This is a genomic window from Puerhibacterium puerhi (assembly GCF_009846865.1).
Taxonomy (GTDB): Bacteria; Actinomycetota; Actinomycetes; order Actinomycetales; family Cellulomonadaceae; genus Puerhibacterium; species Puerhibacterium puerhi.
On record NZ_WUWN01000001.1, the window covers coordinates 21,312 to 41,082 of the forward strand.

Annotated in this window: 31 protein-coding genes; 3 read left to right on the forward strand and 28 right to left on the reverse strand. The window is 72.1% G+C overall.

The window, feature by feature from the left end; genetic code table 11:
• Nucleotides 1-28 precede the first annotated feature (28 nt).
• Entirely contained in the window at nucleotides 29-973 is a 945-nt protein-coding gene (gene coaA, locus GSF02_RS00115) for a type I pantothenate kinase (RefSeq protein WP_159792066.1), read from the forward strand.
• 51 nt (nucleotides 974-1,024) lie between these two features.
• Here the strand turns inward: coaA and GSF02_RS00120 are convergent, their stop codons facing one another.
• From GSF02_RS00120 to rplM, 5 genes are all read right to left on the reverse strand, one after another.
• A complete protein-coding gene (locus tag GSF02_RS00120; RefSeq protein ID WP_159791558.1) occupies nucleotides 1,025-1,711 on the reverse strand; it encodes a DedA family protein in 687 nt (228 codons plus the stop codon).
• A gap of 169 nt (nucleotides 1,712-1,880) precedes the next feature.
• Complete coding sequence (locus GSF02_RS00125) at nucleotides 1,881-2,570, reverse strand: peptide deformylase (protein ID WP_408003845.1); 690 nt, start codon at nucleotides 2,568-2,570, stop codon at nucleotides 1,881-1,883.
• Entirely contained in the window at nucleotides 2,567-3,931 is a 1,365-nt protein-coding gene (gene glmM, locus GSF02_RS00130; RefSeq protein ID WP_159791560.1) for a phosphoglucosamine mutase, read from the reverse strand. Before glmM ends, GSF02_RS00125 begins: the two co-directional genes overlap by 4 nt.
• Nucleotides 3,932-4,078: 147 nt before the next feature.
• Nucleotides 4,079-4,564 carry a 30S ribosomal protein S9 gene (rpsI, locus tag GSF02_RS00135; RefSeq protein ID WP_159791562.1) on the reverse strand — a complete coding sequence of 162 codons (486 nt, stop codon included), beginning with the start codon at nucleotides 4,562-4,564 and terminating at the stop codon, nucleotides 4,079-4,081.
• Nucleotides 4,565-4,598: 34 nt separating this feature from the next.
• Entirely contained in the window at nucleotides 4,599-5,048 is a 450-nt protein-coding gene (gene rplM, locus GSF02_RS00140) for a 50S ribosomal protein L13 (RefSeq protein ID WP_159791564.1), read from the reverse strand.
• A gap of 255 nt (nucleotides 5,049-5,303) precedes the next feature.
• Between rplM and GSF02_RS00145 the strand changes: the two genes are divergently transcribed.
• Nucleotides 5,304-5,744, forward strand: a complete 441-nt coding sequence (locus GSF02_RS00145) for a DUF5709 domain-containing protein (RefSeq protein WP_159791566.1) — start codon at nucleotides 5,304-5,306, stop codon at nucleotides 5,742-5,744.
• 31 nt (nucleotides 5,745-5,775) lie between these two features.
• On the opposite strand, the gene truA is transcribed toward GSF02_RS00145, so the two are convergent.
• Nucleotides 5,776-6,672 carry a tRNA pseudouridine(38-40) synthase TruA gene (truA, locus tag GSF02_RS00150; protein WP_235915295.1) on the reverse strand — a complete coding sequence of 299 codons (897 nt, stop codon included), beginning with the start codon at nucleotides 6,670-6,672 and terminating at the stop codon, nucleotides 5,776-5,778.
• Between the two features lie 195 nt (nucleotides 6,673-6,867).
• On the opposite strand from truA, the gene GSF02_RS00155 reads away from it, so the two are divergent.
• Nucleotides 6,868-7,626, forward strand: a complete 759-nt coding sequence (locus GSF02_RS00155) for an ROK family protein (RefSeq protein WP_159791568.1) — start codon at nucleotides 6,868-6,870, stop codon at nucleotides 7,624-7,626.
• Between the two features lie 120 nt (nucleotides 7,627-7,746).
• Here GSF02_RS00155 and rplQ read toward each other — a convergent pair whose 3' ends face one another.
• The 22 genes from rplQ to rplP all read right to left on the reverse strand — a co-directional run bounded on the left by rplQ (nucleotide 7,747) and on the right by rplP (nucleotide 19,771).
• Nucleotides 7,747-8,292 carry a 50S ribosomal protein L17 gene (gene rplQ / locus GSF02_RS00160; protein ID WP_159791570.1) on the reverse strand — a complete coding sequence of 182 codons (546 nt, stop codon included), beginning with the start codon at nucleotides 8,290-8,292 and terminating at the stop codon, nucleotides 7,747-7,749.
• Between the two features lie 61 nt (nucleotides 8,293-8,353).
• Nucleotides 8,354-9,370 (reverse strand): DNA-directed RNA polymerase subunit alpha, encoded by a 1,017-nt coding sequence (locus tag GSF02_RS00165; RefSeq protein WP_159791572.1) that lies wholly within the window; start codon nucleotides 9,368-9,370, stop codon nucleotides 8,354-8,356.
• Nucleotides 9,371-9,564: 194 nt separating this feature from the next.
• Complete coding sequence (gene rpsK / locus GSF02_RS00170; RefSeq protein WP_069982081.1) at nucleotides 9,565-9,972, reverse strand: 30S ribosomal protein S11; 408 nt, start codon at nucleotides 9,970-9,972, stop codon at nucleotides 9,565-9,567.
• A 70-nt stretch (nucleotides 9,973-10,042) separates the two neighbouring features.
• Complete coding sequence (gene rpsM, locus GSF02_RS00175; RefSeq protein WP_159791574.1) at nucleotides 10,043-10,417, reverse strand: 30S ribosomal protein S13; 375 nt, start codon at nucleotides 10,415-10,417, stop codon at nucleotides 10,043-10,045.
• Between the two features lie 178 nt (nucleotides 10,418-10,595).
• A complete protein-coding gene (gene rpmJ, locus GSF02_RS00180; RefSeq protein ID WP_009740505.1) occupies nucleotides 10,596-10,709 on the reverse strand; it encodes a 50S ribosomal protein L36 in 114 nt (37 codons plus the stop codon).
• Nucleotides 10,710-10,786: 77 nt separating this feature from the next.
• Nucleotides 10,787-11,008 (reverse strand): translation initiation factor IF-1, encoded by a 222-nt coding sequence (gene infA / locus GSF02_RS00185; RefSeq protein ID WP_012867920.1) that lies wholly within the window; start codon nucleotides 11,006-11,008, stop codon nucleotides 10,787-10,789.
• A 312-nt stretch (nucleotides 11,009-11,320) separates the two neighbouring features.
• Nucleotides 11,321-12,196 (reverse strand): type I methionyl aminopeptidase, encoded by an 876-nt coding sequence (gene map / locus GSF02_RS00190; RefSeq protein WP_159792072.1) that lies wholly within the window; start codon nucleotides 12,194-12,196, stop codon nucleotides 11,321-11,323.
• Nucleotides 12,197-12,205: 9 nt separating this feature from the next.
• Nucleotides 12,206-12,862 (reverse strand): adenylate kinase, encoded by a 657-nt coding sequence (locus GSF02_RS00195; protein WP_159791576.1) that lies wholly within the window; start codon nucleotides 12,860-12,862, stop codon nucleotides 12,206-12,208.
• Entirely contained in the window at nucleotides 12,859-14,157 is a 1,299-nt protein-coding gene (secY, locus tag GSF02_RS00200; protein WP_159791578.1) for a preprotein translocase subunit SecY, read from the reverse strand. The genes GSF02_RS00195 and secY overlap by 4 nt, the downstream gene beginning before the upstream one ends.
• Nucleotides 14,158-14,418: 261 nt before the next feature.
• Nucleotides 14,419-14,913, reverse strand: a complete 495-nt coding sequence (gene rplO / locus GSF02_RS00205; RefSeq protein WP_159792074.1) for a 50S ribosomal protein L15 — start codon at nucleotides 14,911-14,913, stop codon at nucleotides 14,419-14,421.
• Between the two features lie 2 nt (nucleotides 14,914-14,915).
• Nucleotides 14,916-15,098 (reverse strand): 50S ribosomal protein L30, encoded by a 183-nt coding sequence (rpmD, locus tag GSF02_RS00210; protein WP_021480439.1) that lies wholly within the window; start codon nucleotides 15,096-15,098, stop codon nucleotides 14,916-14,918.
• On the reverse strand, nucleotides 15,098-15,760 hold the full coding sequence (rpsE, locus tag GSF02_RS00215) for a 30S ribosomal protein S5 (protein WP_159791580.1): 663 nt from the start codon (nucleotides 15,758-15,760) through the stop codon (nucleotides 15,098-15,100). The genes rpmD and rpsE overlap by 1 nt, the downstream gene beginning before the upstream one ends.
• A gap of 31 nt (nucleotides 15,761-15,791) precedes the next feature.
• Nucleotides 15,792-16,163, reverse strand: a complete 372-nt coding sequence (rplR, locus tag GSF02_RS00220; RefSeq protein ID WP_159791582.1) for a 50S ribosomal protein L18 — start codon at nucleotides 16,161-16,163, stop codon at nucleotides 15,792-15,794.
• On the reverse strand, nucleotides 16,163-16,699 hold the full coding sequence (gene rplF, locus GSF02_RS00225; RefSeq protein ID WP_159791584.1) for a 50S ribosomal protein L6: 537 nt from the start codon (nucleotides 16,697-16,699) through the stop codon (nucleotides 16,163-16,165). The genes rplR and rplF overlap by 1 nt, the downstream gene beginning before the upstream one ends.
• A gap of 20 nt (nucleotides 16,700-16,719) precedes the next feature.
• Nucleotides 16,720-17,118 carry a 30S ribosomal protein S8 gene (gene rpsH, locus GSF02_RS00230; protein WP_159791586.1) on the reverse strand — a complete coding sequence of 133 codons (399 nt, stop codon included), beginning with the start codon at nucleotides 17,116-17,118 and terminating at the stop codon, nucleotides 16,720-16,722.
• 88 nt (nucleotides 17,119-17,206) lie between these two features.
• Nucleotides 17,207-17,392: a type Z 30S ribosomal protein S14 gene (locus tag GSF02_RS00235; RefSeq protein WP_012877422.1), complete on the reverse strand. Its 186-nt coding sequence runs from the start codon at nucleotides 17,390-17,392 to the stop codon at nucleotides 17,207-17,209.
• A 1-nt stretch (nucleotide 17,393) separates the two neighbouring features.
• Nucleotides 17,394-17,969 carry a 50S ribosomal protein L5 gene (rplE, locus tag GSF02_RS00240; protein WP_069982088.1) on the reverse strand — a complete coding sequence of 192 codons (576 nt, stop codon included), beginning with the start codon at nucleotides 17,967-17,969 and terminating at the stop codon, nucleotides 17,394-17,396.
• A complete protein-coding gene (rplX, locus tag GSF02_RS00245; RefSeq protein ID WP_069982089.1) occupies nucleotides 17,969-18,310 on the reverse strand; it encodes a 50S ribosomal protein L24 in 342 nt (113 codons plus the stop codon). The genes rplE and rplX overlap by 1 nt, the downstream gene beginning before the upstream one ends.
• Nucleotides 18,311-18,312: 2 nt before the next feature.
• Entirely contained in the window at nucleotides 18,313-18,681 is a 369-nt protein-coding gene (rplN, locus tag GSF02_RS00250) for a 50S ribosomal protein L14 (RefSeq protein WP_069982090.1), read from the reverse strand.
• Nucleotides 18,682-18,823: 142 nt separating this feature from the next.
• Entirely contained in the window at nucleotides 18,824-19,108 is a 285-nt protein-coding gene (gene rpsQ / locus GSF02_RS00255) for a 30S ribosomal protein S17 (RefSeq protein ID WP_159791588.1), read from the reverse strand.
• Between the two features lie 7 nt (nucleotides 19,109-19,115).
• On the reverse strand, nucleotides 19,116-19,355 hold the full coding sequence (rpmC, locus tag GSF02_RS00260; protein ID WP_159792076.1) for a 50S ribosomal protein L29: 240 nt from the start codon (nucleotides 19,353-19,355) through the stop codon (nucleotides 19,116-19,118).
• Nucleotides 19,352-19,771, reverse strand: a complete 420-nt coding sequence (gene rplP / locus GSF02_RS00265) for a 50S ribosomal protein L16 (RefSeq protein ID WP_159791590.1) — start codon at nucleotides 19,769-19,771, stop codon at nucleotides 19,352-19,354. Before rplP ends, rpmC begins: the two co-directional genes overlap by 4 nt.

The following is a 19,771-nucleotide window of genomic DNA, read 5'->3' on the forward strand; positions in this document are numbered from 1 at the left end:
CAGCACCGCCTCGTCCGGCTCCCCGCTCGTGCACCCGCAGCCCGTGTCGCCCTACGTCGACCTCGACCGGGCCGCCTGGAGCCGCCTGTCGGAGTCCACGCCGCTGCCCCTGACCGACGCCGACGTCGAGCGGCTGCGGGGCCTCGGCGACCCGATCGACCTCGCGGAGGTCGACGCCGTCTACCGGCCGCTGTCGCGCCTGCTCAACCTGTACGTCAACGCCACCACCGGGCTGCACCGGGCCACCTCGACGTTCCTGCGCGAGGCCGCGCCGCGCACGCCGTACGTCATCGGGGTCGCCGGCTCGGTCGCCGTCGGCAAGTCGACGACGGCGCGCATCCTGCGCGAGATGCTGGCCCGCTGGCCGGAGACCCCGCACGTCGAGCTGGTCACCACCGACGGGTTCCTGTACCCCAACGCGGAGCTGCGCCGCCGCGGCCTGCTGGAGCGCAAGGGCTTCCCCGAGTCGTACGACCGCCGGGCGCTGGTGCGGTTCGTCTCGCGCGTCAAGGCCGGCCAGGAGGAGGTGCGTGCACCGGTCTACTCGCACGTCACCTACGACATCGTGCCGGGCGCCGAGGTCGTCGTGCGCCGGCCGGACGTGCTCATCGTCGAGGGGCTCAACGTGCTGCAGCCCGCGCGGCCGAGCGCCACGGACGAGCCGACGGTCGCCGTCAGCGACTTCTTCGACTTCTCGATCTACGTCGACGCGCGCACCCGCAACATCCGGCAGTGGTACGTCGACCGGTTCCTCAAGCTGCGCCAGACGGCGTTCTCCCGGCCGGAGTCGTACTTCCGCCGCTACGCCGACCTGTCCGACGTCGAGGCCACCGAGAAGGCGCTGTCGATCTGGGAGTCGATCAACGCCCCGAACCTCGAGCACAACATCCTGCCCACCCGCGGCCGGGCCACGCTGGTGCTGACCAAGGGCACCGACCACGCGGTGCAGCGGGTGCGGCTGCGCAAGCTCTGACGGCGGCCCGCCGCGTCCGGGCCGCGACGCCGGAGCGCCGGGCGCCGGGCCTCAGGCGGCGACGTCGCGCGCGGCCGGCTGCGGCGCCGCGGCGTGGGCGACGGCCGCCTGCGCGTCCTGCGCGGCCTGGCGGCGCGTGACCCGGCGCACCACCAGGTCCAGCACGACGCCGAGCAGCACGCCCACGGCGACCCCGACGACCATCGCGAGCAGCGGGTGGTGCTCGAGCCACGCGCCCGCGGCGACGCCGATGAGCATCGAGTAGACCGCCCACATGGCGGCGGCGATGGCGGAGAAGATCATGAACCGGCGGCGGGGGTACCCGACCGCGCCGGCGGACATGTTGACCGCCACGCGCCCGATGGGCACGTAGCGCGCCGCGATGATGAACGACGCCCCGCGGCGGGCCAGCGCCTGGCGGGCGAACGACACGGCCTCGCGACCGCGCCGGGTGCGCAGCACGCGGATGCGGTCCGTGCCCACCGTCTTGCCGATCTGGTAGGCGATCTGGTCGCCGAGCCACGCCCCCACGGCCGCGGTCACGAGGATGCCGGGCAGCCAGGGCTCCCCCGCCGACCGCGCGGCGACGGCCAGGGTGATGATCACCGACTCGCTGGGCAGCGGCGGGAAGAAGCCGTCGATGGTGGCCAGCGCCGTCATCACGGGGTAGACCCAGCCGGACCCGGCGAGCTGGAGGATCCAGCCCTGCAGCTGGTCCAAGAACGTCGTCAGATCCATGGCGGTCCCTCGTGTCGGTCGGGCGTCCGCGCCCGGTCGGCCGGCACCGGCCGGTGCCGACACCAGCCTAGGTTCCGCACCGGGCCCCGATCATCGGTGATTGCCCGGGGATCCCCCTGATCCTTCGAACCTTCACCCGGAGTTCACCGGCGGGCGTCGGCCACCGCCGTCAGCCCAGCGGGAAGCCGAGAGCGGCGGCCGCCGGCGCCGGGTCGGGGGACGCCGCCCAGTACCGCAGGAGGTTCTCGGTGGACGTGAGCGACCGCGGCTCGGCGTGGTCGAGGTACAGCTCGCCGCGCAGGTGGTCGGTCTCGTGCTGCACGATCCGGGCGGGCCAGCCGACCAGCACCTCGTCGACCGGCGCACCCGTGACGTCCTGTCCGGTCAGGCGCACGCCACGGTGCCGGGCCACGACCGCCTGCCAGCCCGCCACCGACAGGCAGCCCTCGAAGAACGGCGCGCGCTCGGGCCCGCCGGGCCCGTCCACCGGCGCGTAGTCAGGGTTGACCAGCACGCGGAACGGCAGCGGCGTGCGCTCGCGCGGGTCGTCGGGCGCGCCGCGGTCCTCGACGACGGCGATCGCGAGGCCGATGCCGACCTGCGGCGCCGCCAGGCCCACGCCGGGCGCGGCGTGCATGGTGCGCCGCATGACCTCGACCAGCCGCGGCAGCACGTCGCCGAGCTGGCCGGTGTACGGGGCGGCCGGCGTGCGCAGCACCGGGTCGCCGGCCTGGACGATCGGCAGCACGCCGTCGCCCACCGTGTCCAGCAGCGCCGCGACGGCGTCACGCAGCTCCGGGTCGGGGGCACCCCACCGGGCGGCCCCGCCCGTCCCGGGCGCCGGCACCGCGCCCGTCACAGGGCGAGCCGGTCGCGCACGACGGCGGCGAGCGTCTCGGCCACCCCGTCGGCCTGCGTCTGCGTGGCCGCCTCGACCATGACCCGCACGACGGGCTCGGTGCCCGACGGGCGCAGCAGCACCCGGCCGGTCTCCCCGAGCAGCGCCTCGGCGTCCTCGACCGCCGCGAGCACGCCCTCGTCGCTCCCGGCGCGGGCCTTGTCGACCCCCCGGACGTTCACCAGCGTCTGCGGCAGGCGCGGGATCTCGCCGGCGAGGTCGGCCAGGCGCTTGCCCGAGCGCTTCACCTCGGCCGCGAGGTGCAGCGCGGTCAGGACGCCGTCGCCGGTGGTCGCGTGCTCGGCGAGGATGATGTGGCCGGACTGCTCGCCGCCGAGGCTGTAGCCGTGCGCGCGCATCTCCTCGAGCACGTACCGGTCGCCCACCGCCGTCTGCAGCGTGGCGATGCCGGCGTCCTTCATCGCGAGCAGCAGCCCGAGGTTGCTCATCACCGTCACGACGAGCGTGTCCTGCTCCAGCTCGCCGCGCGCCTGGAGCGACCGCGCGAGGATGCCCAGGATCTGGTCGCCGTCGACGAGCACGCCGCCGTGGTCCACGGCCAGGCAGCGGTCCGCGTCGCCGTCGAACGCCACGCCGAAGTCGGCCTCGGCGGCCACGACCACCGCCTGCAGCTGCTCGGGGTGCGTCGAGCCGGCCTTCTCGTTGATGTTGCGGCCGTCGGGGCTGGCGTTGATGACGACGACGTCGGCGCCGGCCAGGCGCAGCGCCTCCGGACCCACCTGGCTGGCGGCACCGTTGGCGGCGTCGACGGCGATCCGCAGGCCCTCCAGCGGCCGGTGGTCGGGCGTGGTGCCGATGCTCGCGGTGAGGTGGGCGACGTACTGCTGCTGGGCGATGCCCGTGTCGACGCGCACGCGGCCGACGGCGGCGCCGGTGGGCCGCTCCCACTCCTCGCCCAGGCGGGCGGCGATCTTGTCCTCGATCGCGTCGTCGAGCTTCAGGCCGCCGCGCTGGAAGAACTTGATGCCGTTGTCCGGCATCGGGTTGTGGGAGGCCGAGATCATGACCCCGAGGTCGGCGTCCATCGCGCCCACCAGGTAGGCGAGCGCCGGGGTGGGCAGCACGCCGAGGTCGACGACGTCGACGCCCGCGCTCGCCAGCCCGGCCGTGACCGCCGCGCCGAGGAACTCCCCGGACGCACGAGGGTCCCGGCCCACGACCGCCCGCGGCCGGCGGCCGGTGAACTCGGGCGACGAGCCCAGCTCGTGCGCTGCCGCGCTGCCCAGGTCCAGGGCGAGCTCGGCGGTGACGTCCCGGTTGGCGAGGCCGCGCACCCCGTCGGTGCCGAACAGTCGAGCCATGGATCCTCCTCGTGATGAAAACCTGTCCGATCGTAGACGCCCTGCCGCGCGCCCCCCGCTCCGGGCGGGGGGGCGCGCAAACGGCGGCGGCCCCGCCGGACGATGTCCGACGGGGCCGCCGTGCGCTCTCGCAGGAGCGGTCCGCGATCAGCGCTTGCTGTACTGCGGGGCCTTGCGGGCCTTCTTGAGACCGGCCTTCTTGCGCTCGACGACGCGGGCGTCGCGAGTGAGGAAGCCGGCCTTCTTCAGCGCGGGGCGGTTGGCCTCGCGGTCGATCTCGTTGAGCGCGCGGGCGATGCCCAGGCGCAGCGCGCCGGCCTGGCCGGACGAGCCGCCGCCGTCGATGCGGGCGATGACGTCGAAGCGCCCCTCGACCTCGACCAGCTTCAGCGGGGAGTTGACCAGCTGCTGGTGCACCTTGTTCGGGAAGTAGTCCTCGAGGGTGCGGCCGTTGATCTTCCACTGGCCGGTGCCGGGCACGAGGCGCACGCGCGCCACGGCCTCCTTGCGGCGGCCCAGGGCCTGGCCCGGGGCGGTGATGGACTGGCCGCGGTCGGCGACGGGCGCCGCGGTCTCGGTCGTGTAGGTGCTGGGGACGTTCTCCAGCTCGGTGTCCACGGTGGTCTCTGCCACGTCAGAATCCTTCGTTCAGCTCGGCGGCAGCGGCTCAGGCCTGCTGCGCCACCTGGGTGATCTCGAACGGCTTGGGCTGCTGGGCGGCGTGCGGGTGCTCCGAGCCGCGGTAGACCTTCAGCTTCGACAGCTGCTGACGGCCGAGGCTGGTCTTGGGGAGCATGCCGCGCACGGCCTTCTCCACGGCGCGCTCGGGGTTCTTCTCGAACAGCTCGCCGTAGGCGACGGAACGCAGACCACCCGGGTAGCCGGAGTGGCGGTACGCCATCTTCGAGGTCCGCTTGTTGCCGGACAGGGCGACCTTGTCGGCGTTGATGACGACGACGAAGTCGCCGCCGTCGACGTGCGGGGCGAAGGTCGGCTTGTGCTTCCCGCGCAGGAGCGTGGCGACCTGGCTGGCCAGGCGGCCCAGGACGACGTCGGTCGCGTCGACGACGTACCAGTCGCGCTGGACGTCGCCGGGCTTCGGGGTGTACGTACGCACGGTTCGTAACCTTTTCGTGTTGGGTCGTCGGGCGAGAAGCGGCGCCCGATGAGTCAGGTGTTGTGCGCGGGATGCTCCGGGTGACGTCCTGGCCGTGCGTCGACATCGGCGAGTGGGCGCACCGTCGACGCGGGACGTCGGAGCGAGAGCACAACGACTCATCAGTCTAGGGGGCGGCCCTGGCCAGGGTCAAAGCGACGCCGCTCACGCCGCAGCGCGGGTGCGACGCGGGCGGCGCGGGTGCACGGTGGTGCCATGACCGAGGAGACCCCAGCCACCAGGCCCGACCCGGAGCTCGTCGCCGAGGGCGACACGAACCAGCTGGCGAACGACGACACCCTGATGCCCTACCCCGGGCGCGAGGAGCCGCTCGACCAGGGCTACTCCCCGCCCGAGCGCGACACCACCGGCCGCTGGGGCGAGACCGAGTGGGAGCAGGCGCACGACGAGCCGATGGACCGGCGCCTCGCCGCCGAGGAGCCCGAGGTGTGGGAGCCGGACGCGCCGCGCCCGGACACCACGCGCGCCGGGCGCATCGCGGCCGACCCGGACGCCGAGGAGGACCTCGGGAGCGGCGAGGGCGGCTCCCGCACCAACTCCGTGTACGGCGAGGACGTCGGCATCGACGGTGCGGCGGCGTCGGCCGAGGAGGCCGCCGTGCACTGGACCAAGGAGCCGGGCGAGCCCACGGACTGAGCCCCGCGCACGACCTCCGGCCCGGCGCCGCTCACCGCGTGGGCAGCGCCGGGTCGGCGACCTCCTCGTCCATCCGCAGCGCCCTGACCCGCTCCGCGCGGGCGGCGAGCTCGTCGTCGGCCGGGTAGACGACCTCCTCGAGCACGAGGCCCAGCGCGGGCACGACGGCGGCGTTGGCCTCGCGCCGGCGCGAGGCGAGCACCTCGGCGGGCCAGCGCACGTCGCGCCGCCCCTCCCCCACGGCCAGCGACGCCCCCACGAGCGCCCGCACCATGTTGTGGCAGAACGCGTCGGCCACCACGCTGGCGACGACCAGTCCCGCGTCCGGGCCGTCGTCGGGCCGCTGCCAGGACATGTGCTGCAGCTCCCGGATGGTCGTGGCCCCGGGCCGCGGCTTGCAGAAGGCCGCGAAGTCCCGCAGGCCCAGCAGCGGCTGGACGGCCGCGTGCATCGCCTCCTCGTCCAGCGGCCGCCTCGCCCACAGCACGTGCGTGCGCCGCAGCGGGTCGCGCAGGCGCGGCGTGTCCGCGACGCGGTAGGTGTACCGCCGGTAGAGCGCGGAGAAGCGGGCGTCGAAGCCCGTCGGCGCGAGCGTGGCGCGGTGCACGACGACGTCGGGCGGCAGGACGCCGGCCAGACGCGTCACGAGCGACTCGCCGGGTCCGCGGTCCGAGCGGCCCGGCAGCGCCTCCCACCGCTCGACCGGCACGTCGACGTGCGCCACCTGCCCGCGGGCGTGCACGCCCGAGTCGGTCCGCCCCGCGACGGTGAGCCGGGGCGCCGGCAGGCCGAGCGCCCGGGTGCGCAGCACCCGCTCGAGCCCCTCCTCCAGCGCCCCCTGCACCGTCCGCAGCCGGGGCTGGCGCGCCCAGCCCGCGAAGTGGGTGCCGTCGTACGCGAGGTCGAGGCGCACCCGCACGGTGGGCACGGTGGGCACGGTGGGCACGGCCGGTACTGCCGGGACGTCCGGGCGGTCGGGCGCCGGCGCGGGCTCCGGGGCGGGGGTCGGCTCGGTCGTGGGCGTCACCGGACCATTCTCGCCGGACCTCGCCCGGGCCGGCGCACAGGGCCGGTTCACGGGGCCGGAGGCGGGACCGGGTGCGGGCCCGGCCATCATGGGGGCATGCCCGACATCCTCACCCTCTCCGTCGACTGCGGCGGCGGCGGCATCAAGGCGAACGTGCTGGACGACGCCGGCACGGCGCACGCGGCGCCCGTGCGCGTGCCCACGCCCTACCCCCTGCCGCCCTCGCTGCTCGTCGACACCGTGGCGAAGATCGCCGCCGGCCTGCCCGTCGCGCACCGCGTCACGGTCGGCATGCCGGGCATGATCCGCCACGGCGTCGTCGTCCACACCCCGCACTACATCACCCGGTCGGGGCCGCGCTCGCGCGTGGAGCCGGAGCTGCTCGAGGCGTGGTCGAGCTTCGACATGCAGGCCGCCGTGAGCGAGCGCCTGGGCATGCCGGCGCTGGTGCTCAACGACGCCGAGGTGCACGGGGCCGGGGTCATCGCCGGGTCGGGCTTCGAGCTCGTGCTCACCCTCGGCACGGGCCTCGGGTCGGCGCTGTTCGACGGCGGCCTGCTGTCGCCGCACCTCGAGTGGTCGCACGCGCCCGTGCGCCGCGGCGCGACGTACGACCAGTACGTCGGCGAGCCGGAGCGCCGGCGCCTCGGCGACGGGCTGTGGTCGCGCCGCGTGGTCGCGATGGTCGACGGCCTGCGGCCCGTGTTCCGCTGGGACCGGCTCTACCTCGGCGGCGGCAACTCCCGCCGCATCACGCCGGCCGCGCTGGCCCGGCTCGGCGACGACGTCGTCATCGTGCCGAACTCCGCCGCCCTCGTCGGCGGCGCGCGCGCCTGGGACCTGCCGCAGGGCTGAGGCGCCGGCGGCCGCGCACCCGGCGGCAGCGCGGCCCGACGCACGAAGAGGGCCCCGCACCGGCGTGGTGCGGGGCCCTCGTGCGCGGTCCGGGGCGGGGCCCCGGGAGCGGAGGGAGGCTCAGGCCTCCTTCTTCTCCTCGGTGTCCGCGGCGCCCTCGGCGGCGGCGTCGGCCGGGGCCTCGGTGGCCTCCGCCTCGGCCGGAGCCTCGGTCGTCTCCACGGTCTCCTCGGCGGCGGGCTTCTCGGCCTTGGCGGCCTTCTCGGTGGCCTTGGTGGCCTCCTTGACGACGGCCTGCTTGGGGCTCACCGGCTCGGTGACGAGCTCGATGACGGCCATGGGGGCGTTGTCGCCCTTGCGGTTGCCGACCTTGGTGATGCGCGTGTAGCCACCGTTGCGCTCGGCCATGGCCGGGGCGATCTCGGTGAACAGCGTGTGCACCACGCCCTTGTCGCGCACGACCGTCAGGACGCGACGACGCGCGTGCAGGTCGCCGCGCTTGGCGAACGTGATGAGGCGCTCGGCCAGGGGGCGCAGGCGCTTCGCCTTCGTCTCGGTCGTCGTGATGCGGCCGTGCTCGAAGAGCGCCGTGGACAGGTTCGCGAGGATCAGACGCTCGTGAGCCGGGCCACCGCCGAGCCGCGGACCCTTGGTGGGGGTAGGCATTTCTGGTTCTCCTTGAGGGTGGTTCCGCGCCGCGCGGCGCTACGCCGCGGCGGCGGGGACGTCAGTACGGCTGCTCGTCGGTGTACGCGGTCTCGTCGTCGCCACCGTCGTAGTAGCCGGCGGCCGAAGCGTCGTAGTCGACCGGCGAGTCCTTGAGGGACAGGCCGAGCTCGGCGAGCTTCTCCTTGACCTCGGTGATCGACTTCGCGCCGAAGTTGCGGATGTCGAGCAGGTCCGCCTCGCTGCGCGCGACCAGCTCACCCACGGAGTGGATGCCCTCGCGCTTGAGGCAGTTGTACGAACGGATGGTGAGGTTGAGCTCCTCGATCGGCAGCGCCAGGTCCGCGGCCAGCGCGGAGTCCGTCGGCGACGGGCCGATCTCGATGCCCTCGGCCTCGGTGTTCAGCTCGCGGGCGAGGCCGAACAGCTCGACGAGCGTCTTGCCGGCGGAAGCGAGCGCGTCGCGCGGCGAGATCGCCGGCTTCGCCTCGACGTCGACGATCAGCTTGTCGAAGTCCGTGCGCTGCTCGACACGGGTGGCCTCGACCTTGTAGGTGACCTTGAGGACCGGCGAGTAGATCGAGTCGACGGGGATGCGCCCGATCTCGGCGTCCGCCGACTTGTTCTGCGCGGCGGACACGTAGCCACGGCCACGCTCGACGGTCAGCTCGATCTCGAGCCGGCCCTTGTCGTTCAGCGTGGCGATGTGCAGGTCGGGGTTGTGCACCTCGACGCCCGCCGGCGGGACGATGTCCGCGGCAGTGACGGCACCGGCACCCTGCTTGCGCAGGTACATCACGACGGGCTCGTCGTTCTCCGAGGAGACGACGAGGTTCTTGATGTTGAGGATGATCTCGGTGACGTCCTCCTTGACCCCCGGCACGGTGGAGAACTCGTGGAGCACCCCGTCGATGCGGATGGAGGTCACGGCCGCGCCCGGGATGGACGACAGCAGGGTGCGGCGGAGCGAGTTGCCGAGCGTGTACCCGAAGCCAGGCTCCAGGGGCTCGATGGCAAAGCGCGAACGGTGCTCCGAGATGACCTCTTCGGTCAGGGTGGGGCGCTGTGCGATCAGCACGGTGGTTTGTCCTTTCAGTGTGCGTCCGCCATATGACGCATCACGGATCCGCGATCACTCGCGTCCCGGGCGGGACTCCGTCCGTCCGCCCGGGCAGGGTTCCGGTCGGCCGGGCCGCGGGAGCGCCGGGGAGGCCTCGTCAGCGACGAGACGCTCCCGCGACGGGCCCCCGGCCCGGCCGACCGGCAGTGCGGTCAGACCCGGCGACGCTTCGGGGGCCGGACACCGTTGTGGGCCTGGGGCGTCACGTCCTGGATCGAGCCGACCTCGAGGCCGGTCGCCTGCAGGGAGCGGATCGCGGTCTCGCGACCGGAACCCGGGCCCTTGACGAAGACGTCGACCTTCTTGACACCGTGCTCCTGGGCGCGGCGGGCGGCCGCCTCGGCGGCCAGCTGCGCGGCGAACGGCGTCGACTTGCGCGAGCCCTTGAAGCCGACGTGGCCGGCCGAGGCCCACGAGATCACGGCGCCCGACGGGTCCGTGATCGAGACGATCGTGTTGTTGAAGGTGCTCTTGATGTGCGCCTGGCCGAGCGGGACGTTCTTCTTGTCCTTGCGACGCGGCTTGCGCGTGCCGGAGGCGGCACGAGTCTTGGGAGGCATGTGTGGTGATCTCCTGGTCTGAGGTCGTCGGACCGGCGGCGGGCGTCAGCCCGCTACGCGGCTGCTGACGTCAGCGGGCCTTCTTCTTGCCCGCGACGGTGCGCTTCGGGCCCTTGCGGGTGCGCGCGTTGGTCTTGGTGCGCTGACCGCGCACCGGCAGGCCCCGGCGGTGACGCAGACCCTGGTAGGTGCCGATCTCGACCTTGCGGCGGATGTCGGCCGCCACCTCGCGGCGGAGGTCACCCTCGAGCTTGAAGTTGCCCTCGAGGTAGTCGCGCAGCGCGACGAGCTCGGCGTCGCCGAGGTCGCGGACGCGCACGTCCGGGCTGATCCCGGTCGCGGCCAGCGTCTGCTGGGCGCGGGTACGGCCGACGCCGTAGATGTAGGTGAGCGCAACCTCGAGCCGCTTCTCGCGGGGGAGGTCGACGCCGACAAGACGTGCCATGTGCCTTCCGGCTCCTGAACTTCGTCCGGAGGTCTGCCGCACCGCCCTCCCCGCGAGGTCCGCGGGCCCCGGCCTCCGGACCGGGGGTTCCCCTGGCCCGCACGCGCGGCGTGCGGACGAGGTTCGTGGTGGTGCGCTGGGGGTGACGGCGAGCGCTGCCGTCACCGGTGAGCTGCGATCAGCCCTGGCGCTGCTTGTGGCGCAGGTTCTCGCAGATCACCATGACGCGACCGTGCCGGCGGATCACCTTGCACTTGTCGCAGATCTTCTTGACGCTCGGCTTGACCTTCATCAGTGTTCCTCCGCCCCGCCGTTGTCCGGGCGCGCCCGGGCCGCGACGGCGGCAGTGTCGATCGGGTGGGGGATGGACTACTTGTAGCGGTAGACGATCCGGCCGCGGGACAGGTCGTACGGGCTCAGCTCGACCACCACCCGGTCCTCGGGAAGGATCCGGATGTAGTGCTGCCGCATCTTGCCCGAGATGTGAGCGAGAACCTTGTGACCGTTCGCCAGCTCCACGCGGAACATCGCGTTCGGCAGGGCCTCGACCACGCTGCCCTCGATCTCGATGACACCGTCCTTCTTTGCCATGTCCTCCGCTAACTCTCGTCGATTGACTTCGTCCGACTGCTCCCGCGTCTCACCGGCGCGCGCGGCACGCGGCCGAGCGCACGATCGACGGGACACGGGTGTCGCGTGCTGCCGCCCGACCACCAACCGCGCCCGCCGGCACCCCGAGCGGTGGCTCGGGAGCGCGGCCGGCTCCGGGGAGGAGCGCGAACGGACTACACCCAACGGAGCAGCCTACCCGACGCACCAACGAACGGAAAGCCGCGCCGGTGTGCACCGCCTCACCGCGGGCGGGTGCGCGCGGCGCCCGGCGGACGCCGCGGGGGACGCCGCTCAGTCGAGGACGACGACGTCGACGCCGAGCGCGCCCAGCCGCTCCGCGCCGCCGTCGCGGGCGGTGAGCACGCTGATGCCGCCCTCGAGGATCGCCACGGAGTGCTCCCAGTGGGCGGCGCGCGAGCCGTCGGTGGTGACCACGGTCCAGCCGTCCTCCAGCTCGCGCGTGGCCCCGCTCCCCCGCGTGATCATCGGCTCGACGCACAGGCACATGCCCGGCCGCAGCCGCATCCCGCGGTCCGAGGTGCGGTAGTTGAGCACGTCCGGCGGCTGGTGCATCGCCGTGCCGATGCCGTGCCCCACGTACTCCTCGACGATGCCGAGCTCGGCACCGCCCGCCGCGCCGGCGAGCTCCACCGCCGTCTCGACGGCGGTGCCCACGTCGCCGAGGCGCTGGCCCGTGGCCAGGGCGGCGATGCCCGCCCACATCGCGGCCTCCGTCGCGCGCACGAGCGCGTCGTCGGCAGGGTCGCCGCCGGCCGCCCCACCCGCCGCGCCCGGCGCGAGGGGCCCGTCGGCGCCGAGCACGAACGACGTGGCCGAGTCGCCGTGCCACCCGTCGACCACCGCGCCGGCGTCGACGGAGACGACGTCGCCCACGGCGAGCACCCGGGACCCGGGGATGCCGTGGATCACCTCGTCGTTGACCGAGGTGCAGATCGTCGCGGGGAACCCCTCGTAGCCGAGGAAGTTCGACGTCGCCCCGGCGTCAGCGATGACCGCGGCGGCGACGGCGTCGAGGTCGGCCGTCGTCGTCCCGGGGCGCGCGGCCGCGCGCACGGCCGCGAGCACGTCCGCGACGACGAGCCCGGCGCGTCGCATGACGCGCACCTGCTCGAGCGTCTTGTACTCGACGCGCTCGCGACCGAACAGCGCCACGTGTCAGCCGATCTGCGCGGCGAGGCCGGCGACGATGCGGTCGGTGACCTCCGCGACCTCGCCGATGCCGTCGACCTGCACCAGCAGGCCGCGCTCGGCGTAGGCGCTGGTGAGCGGGGCGGTCTGCTCCGCGTAGATGTCGAGGCGGCGGGCGATCGCCTCCTCGGTGTCGTCCTCGCGGCCCTCGAGCTGGGCGCGCTTGGCGATGCGGGCCAGGAGCTCGTCGCGGTCGGCGGTCAGCTCGATGACGCCGTCGAGCTGCCAGCCGAGGTCGGCCAGGATCCCGTCGAGCGCACCGACCTGGTGGGCGTTGCGCGGGTAGCCGTCGAGGATGAAGCCCTGCGCGGCGTCGGGCTCGCCGAGCCGGTCGCGCACCATGGAGTCCGTGACCTCGTCGGGCACGAGCTCGCCGGCGTTGGTGTACTGCTGCGCCAGGCGGCCCAGCTCGGTGCCGCCCTTGATGTTGGCGCGGAAGATGTCGCCGGTCGAGATCGCCGGGATGCCGAACACCTCGGCGAGGCGCGCGGCCTGCGTGCCCTTGCCCGCACCCTGCGGGCCCATGATGATCAGCCGCGTGACGCGGCCCTCGGGCCCCGGGACGGGGTGCAGGTCGTGGCGCGACGGGACGGTGGTGCCCGTCGTCTCGGTGCTCTCGGTCAACGGAGGAACCCTTCGTAGTGACGCTGCTGCAGCTGGGAGTCGATCTGCTTGACCGTCTCCAGGCCCACGCCGACGATGATGAGGATCGAGCTGCCGCCGAACGGCAGGTTGTTCGCCAGGCCGAGCCAGACGACCATCAGCGTCGGGATGAGCGCGATGACCGCGAGGTAGAGCGACCCGGCCGACGTGATGCGGGTGATCACGTAGTCGAGGTACTCGGCGGTCGGGCGGCCGGCGCGGATGCCCGGGATGAAGCCGCCGTACTTCTTCATGTTGTCCGCGACCTCGTCCGGGTTGAACGTGATCGACGTGTAGAAGAAGCAGAAGAACAGGATCAGGACGACGTACAGGACGATGTAGAGCGGCGCGTCCTGGGCGGCGAGGTTGCGGGAGATCCACTGGACCCAGCCCGCGGTCTGGTCGCCGAACTGCGCGATCAGGGTCGGGATGGCCAGGATCGACGCCGCGAAGATCACGGGGATCACGCCGGCCATGTTGATCTTGATCGGGATGTAGGTGCTCGTGCCGCCGTACATCCGCCGCCCCACCATGCGCTTGGCGTACTGCACGGGGATGCGGCGCTGGGACTGCTCCACGAAGACGACCAGGCCGATCACGAGCACCACGACCGCGACGAGGATGATCGTGTTGCGGATGCCGTCGGAGCCGCCGGCGACCGACCACAGGCCCGTCGGGAAGCTCGCGGCGATGGACGTGAAGATCAGCAGGGACATGCCGTTGCCCACGCCACGCTCGGTGATGAGCTCGCCCAGCCACATGATCAGGCCGGTGCCGGCGGTCATCGTGATCACCATGAGGAGCATCGTGACGATGGAGTCGTCGGCGAGGACGTCGAGCGTGCAGCCCTGGAACAGCAGCCCCTGGCGCGCCGTGGTGATGACCGTCGTCGACTGCAGGATCGCCAGCGCGATGGTCAGGTAGCGCGTGTACTGGGTCAGCTTCGCCTGGCCGGCCTGGCCCTCCTTGTGCAGGGCCTCGAAGCGCGGGATCACCACACGCAGCAGCTGCACGATGATGCTCGCCGTGATGTACGGCATGATCCCGAGGGCGAAGATCGACAGCTGCAGGAGCGCGCCGCCGCTGAAGGTGTTCACCAGGCCCAGCAGCGAGGTCCCGCCCGCCGTCTGGTCGATGCACTGGCGGACGTTGCCGTAGTCCACCCCAGGCGTCGGGATGAAGGACCCCACGCGGAAGACCGCCATGATCGCGATCGTGAACAGCAGCTTGCGCCGCAGGTCAGGCGTCCGGAAAGCCCGGGCGAATGCGCTGAGCACCTATCCTCCTGGCCCGCCGTGGCGGGTTGTCGTGTCGCCGGCTCGCCGGCGAGCTGTGGCGCCGCGGGCCCGGGCCTTCGCCCGTCCCCCCGACACCGCTTCGGACGCGGTCGTCCCGGGCGTTCCCGGCGGCCCCGCGAGCACGCGCGGCCGGACCGCATCGGATTCTACGTGCCGCGACCCCGTGTGGCCGACACGTTCGCTCCGTGAATGCACGCAGGGCCGGCGGCGCTGCTGCGCCACCGGCCCTGCGTGGGGTTCTCAGTCCTCGGAGACCGAACCGCCGGCCGCCAGGATCTTGTCCTTGGCGGAGCCGGACAGCGCGTCGACCGCGACGTCCAGCTTGACGGTGATCTCCCCCGTGCCGAGCACCTTCACCGGCTGACCCTTGCGGACCGCGCCCTTGGCGACGAGGTCGGCGACGGTGACGGAGCCACCCTCGGGGTACAGCGCGGCGAGCTTGTCCAGGTTCACGACCTGGTACTCGACGCGGAACGGGTTCTTGAACCCGCGCAGCTTCGGCAGGCGCATGTGCAGAGGCATCTGCCCGCCCTCGAAGCCCGCGGACACCTGGTAGCGAGCCTTCGTACCCTTGGTACCGCGGCCCGCCGTCTTGCCCTTCGACGCCTCACCACGACCCACGCGGGTCTTGGCGGTCTTGGCGCCGGGGGCAGGACGCAGGTGGTGGACCTTCAGCGGCTTGACCGAGGTGGTCTCCTCGGTCTCGGCCGCCTGCGACTTCTTGGCCTCGGCCATGCTCACTCGACCTCCTCGACGGTGACGAGGTGCGCCACCGTGGCGACCATGCCGCGGATCTCCGGGCGGTCCTCCTTCACGGCGGTGTCGCCGATCCGCTTGAGGCCCAGGGTCCGCAGGGTGTCGCGCTGGTTCTGCTTGCCGCCGATGGCGGACTTCGTCTGGGTCACCTTGAGACGAGCCATCACGCACCCACCTTCGCCTCGTCGGACGCGGCGTCCTTCGCGGCGAGGCCGGCGGCCTGCGCGCGCAGGAGCGCGGCCGGGGCCACGTCCTCGAGCGCGAGACCACGACGCGCGGCCACGGCGGCCGGCTCCTCGAGACCCTTCAGGGCCGCGACGGTCGCGTGCACGATGTTGATCGAGTTCGACGAACCCAGCGACTTGCTCAGCACGTCGTGGATGCCGGCGCACTCGAGCACGGCGCGGACCGGACCACCGGCGATCACACCGGTACCCGGCGACGCCGGACGCAGGAACACGACGCCGGCAGCGGCCTCGCCCTGCACCGGGTGCGGGATGGTGCCCTGGATGCGCGGGACGCGGAAGAAGTTCTTCTTCGCCTCCTCGACACCCTTGGCGATCGCCGCGGGCACCTCCTTGGCCTTGCCGTAGCCGACGCCCACGGTGCCGTTGCCGTCGCCCACCACGACCAGCGCGGTGAAGCTGAAGCGGCGGCCGCCCTTGACGACCTTGGCGACGCGGTTGATCGTCACGACGCGCTCGAGGAAGTCGCTCTTCGCCTCGCGACGGTCGTTGCGGCGGTCGTCGCGGCGCGAGCCGCGGCGGCCGTCGTTGCTGTTCTCGTTGGCGCCCTGGGGGGCGCCGGTGCGCTGCCCTGCAGCCATCAGAGGTTCCTCATCTTCCGTGCGTAGGTCGTCACAGCGTCAGACCGCCTTCGCGTGCGCCGTCGGCGACCGCGGCCACGCGGCCGTGGTACTTGTTGCCGCCGCGGTCGAAGACCACGGACTCGACGCCGGCCGCCTTGGCACGCGCGGCGACGAGCTCGCCGACCTTGCGGGCCTTCGCGGTCTTGTCGGCGTCGAGGGCACGCAGGTCGGCCTCGAGCGTCGAGGCGGACGCGACGGTCTTGCCGACCGTGTCGTCGACCACCTGCGCCACCATGTGGCGGTTCGAGCGGGTCACGACCAGGCGGGGGCGAGCCGGCGTACCGGTGATCTTCTTGCGCAGGCGCAGGTGCCGGCGCTGACGCGCGACCGCCTTGCCCTTGCCCAGGATCTTGAGAGCCATCACTTACCAGCCTTTCCGACCTTGCGGCGGACGACCTCGCCGGCGTAGCGCACACCCTTGCCCTTGTAGGGCTCGGGCTTGCGGATCTTGCGGATGTTCGCTGCGACCTCGCCGACCTGCTGCTTGTCGATGCCGGAGACCGAGAACTTCGTCGGGCTCTCGACGGCGAACGAGATGCCCTCGGGCGCCGAGACGACGACCGGGTGGCTGAAGCCGAGCGCGAACTCGAGGTCCGAGCCCTTGGCCGTGACGCGGTAACCGGTACCGACGATCTCGAGCTTCTTCTCGTAGCCCTGCGTGACACCGGTGATGATGTTCGCGAGCAGCGTGCGGGTCAGGCCGTGCAGCGCACGGGACTGCCGCTCGTCGTCAGGACGCGACACCACGAGGGCACCGTCCTCCTGAGCGACCGCGATGGGGGCGGGCACCGTGTGCTCCAGGGTCCCCTTGGGGCCCTTGACGGTCACGAGCGCACCGCTGATGGTGACGTCCACGCCGGCCGGGACCGGGACGGGGAGCTTGCCGATTCGAGACATGGCTTGTATCTCCCTTCCGATTACCAGACGTAGGCGAGGACTTCGCCGCCGACGCCCTTGGCCTGGGCCTGCCGGTCGGTCAGGAGACCGGAGGACGTCGAGAGGATGGCGACGCCGAGACCGCCGAGCACCTTCGGCAGCTCGGTCGACTTGGCGTACTTGCGCAGGCCGGGCTTCGACACGCGGCGGATGCCCGAGAGGGCGCGCTCGCGGTTGGGCCCGTACTTCAGCGTGATGGTGAGGGTCTTGCCCACCTTGGCGTCCTCGACGCTGTGGCCGGCGATGTAGCCCTCGGCCTGAAGGATCTCCGCGATGTGGAGCTTCAGCTTCGAGGACGGCATCGACACGGTGTCGTGGTGCGCCGAGTTCGCGTTCCGCAGACGCGTCAGCATGTCTGCGATGGGGTCGGTCATCGTCATGTCGGGCTCTTGCCCTTCCTCGTCGTGGTTTCCGGGCGGCGCACCAGGCACGTGCCTGGGGTCCCGCCCGGACCTACGACGTCGTTGGTTACCAGCTGCTCTTGGTCACGCCGGGGAGCTCGCCGCGGTGGGCCATCTCCCGCACGCAGATCCGGCACAGGCCGAACTTGCGGTACACGGAGTGCGGGCGGCCGCACCGCTGGCACCGGGTGTAGGCGCGCACCGCGAACTTGGGCTTCGCGGCCGCCTTGTTGATCAGGGCCTTCTTCGCCATGTCAGTTCTCCTCCTTGAAGGGGAAGCCGAGACGGCGGAGCAGGGAACGGCCCTCGTCGTCCGTGGTCGCGCTCGTCACGACGGTGATGTCCATGCCGCGGACACGGTCGATCTTGTCCTGGTCGATCTCGTGGAACATCGACTGCTCGGTGAGACCGAAGGTGTAGTTGCCGTGGCCGTCGAACTGCTTGGCCGACAGGCCGCGGAAGTCGCGGATGCGCGGCAGCGCGATCGACAGCAGGCGGTCGAGGAACTCCCACATGCGGTCGCCACGGAGCGTGACGTGGGCGCCGATCGGCATGCCCTCGCGCAGCTTGAACTGGGCGATGGACTTGCGGGCGCGGGTCACCTGCGGCTTCTGGCCGGTGATGGCCGTCAGGTCGCGGATGGCGCCCTCGATCAGCTTCGAGTCCTTCGCCGCGTCACCGACACCCATGTTGACGACGATCTTGGTGAGACCGGCGACCTGGCTGACGTTGGCGTGGCCGAACTCCTCGCGCAGGCCCGGCAGGATCTCCTCGCGGTACTTCTGCTTGAGGCGCGGCAGGGCCGGGGCCTCGAGAGTCGTCTCGGTCATCAGATGTCCTTCCCGGAACGCTTGGCGACGCGCACGCGGACGGTGCGGGTACGGCCGTCACGCTCGACCTGCTCGGTGCGGTAGCCGACGCGGGTGCCCTTCTTGGTCTCCGGGTCGACGAGCATGACGTTGGAGACGTGGATCGGGGCCTCGACGGTCTCGATGCCGCCGGTGCGGGTGCCGCGGGCGGTCTGGCCGGCCTTGACGTGCTTGGTGACGCGCTGGACGCCCTCCACCACGACGCGGTCGGAGTCCTTGAGGACCTCGAGCACGCGGCCGGTCTTGCCCTTGTCGCGACCGGCGATGACGATCACCTGGTCGCCCTTCTTGATCTTCGCCATGGTCAGATCACCTCCGGGGCCAGCGAGACGATCTTCATGAACCGCTTGTCGCGCAGCTCACGGCCGACCGGGCCGAAGATTCGGGTACCACGAGGGTCGCCGTCGTTGCGAAGGATGACGGCGGCGTTCTCGTCGAACTTGATGTAGGAACCGTCCGGACGACGGCGCTCCTTGGCGGTCCGGACGACGACGGCCTTGACCACGTCGCCCTTCTTCACGTTGCCGCCCGGGATCGCATCCTTGACGGTGGCGACGATGACGTCGCCGATACCGGCGTAGCGACGGCCGGAACCACCGAGAACGCGGATGCAGAGGATCTCCTTGGCACCCGTGTTGTCGGCGACCCGAAGTCGCGACTCCTGCTGGATCATCGATTGATCTCCTGTCGTCGAGCCGGTTCTCGCCGGGAGGTCCCGGGCGAGCCTTGCCGAACGGATAGTTGCGGTGTGGCCGTGGCGGGCCGCATACGTGTGTCACGGCCCGCCACGGCCGACGAGGGCTAGGCCCTCGGGGTCACTTGGCCTTCTCGAGGATCTCCACCAGGCGCCACCGCTTGGTCGCGGACAGCGGGCGGGTCTCCATGATCACGACCAGGTCGCCGATGCCGGCGGTGTTCTGCTCGTCGTGCGCCTTGACCTTGTTGGTGCGACGCATGACCTTGCCGTAGAGCGGGTGCTTCACCCGGTCCTCGACCTCGACCACGATGGTCTTGTCCATCTTGTCGCTCACCACGTAGCCGCGGCGGACCTTGCGGATGCCCCGCTCGGGGGCCACCTTCTCGGTCGTCTCGTTGCTCATCGGTGCCTCACTCACTCACGCTCGGGGCCGTGCGGATGCCGAGCTCGCGCTCGCGCAGGATCGTGTAGATCCGGGCGATGTCGCGCTTGACCGCCTTGATCCGACCGTGCGACTCCAGCTGGCCGGTGGCCGACTGGAAGCGGAGGTTGAAGAGCTCCTCCTTGGCCTTCTTCAGCTCGGCGACGAGCTTCTCGTCGTCGAAGCCGTCCAGGTCGGCGGGCGCCAGGCCCTTCGTTCCGATCATCAGATCGCACCACCCTCGCGCACCACGAAACGGCACTTCATCGGGAGCTTGTGCATCGCACGGCGCATGGCCTCGCGAGCCAGCGGCTCCGGGACGCCGGCCAGCTCGAAGACGATGCGGCCGGGCTTGACGTTGGCGACCCACCACTCGGGCGAGCCCTTGCCGGAACCCATGCGGGTCTCGGCGGGCTTCTTGGTCAGGGGGCGGTCCGGGTAGATGTTGATCCAGACCTTGCCGCCACGCTTGATGTGGCGGGTCATCGCGATACGAGCAGCCTCGATCTGGCGGTTCGTGACGTAGGCCGGCTCGAGAGCCTGGATGCCGAAGTCGCCGAACGCGATCGTGGTACCACCCTTGGCCGCGCCGGAACGCGAGGGGTGGTGCTGCTTGCGGTGCTTGAGCCTGCGGGGGATCAGCAT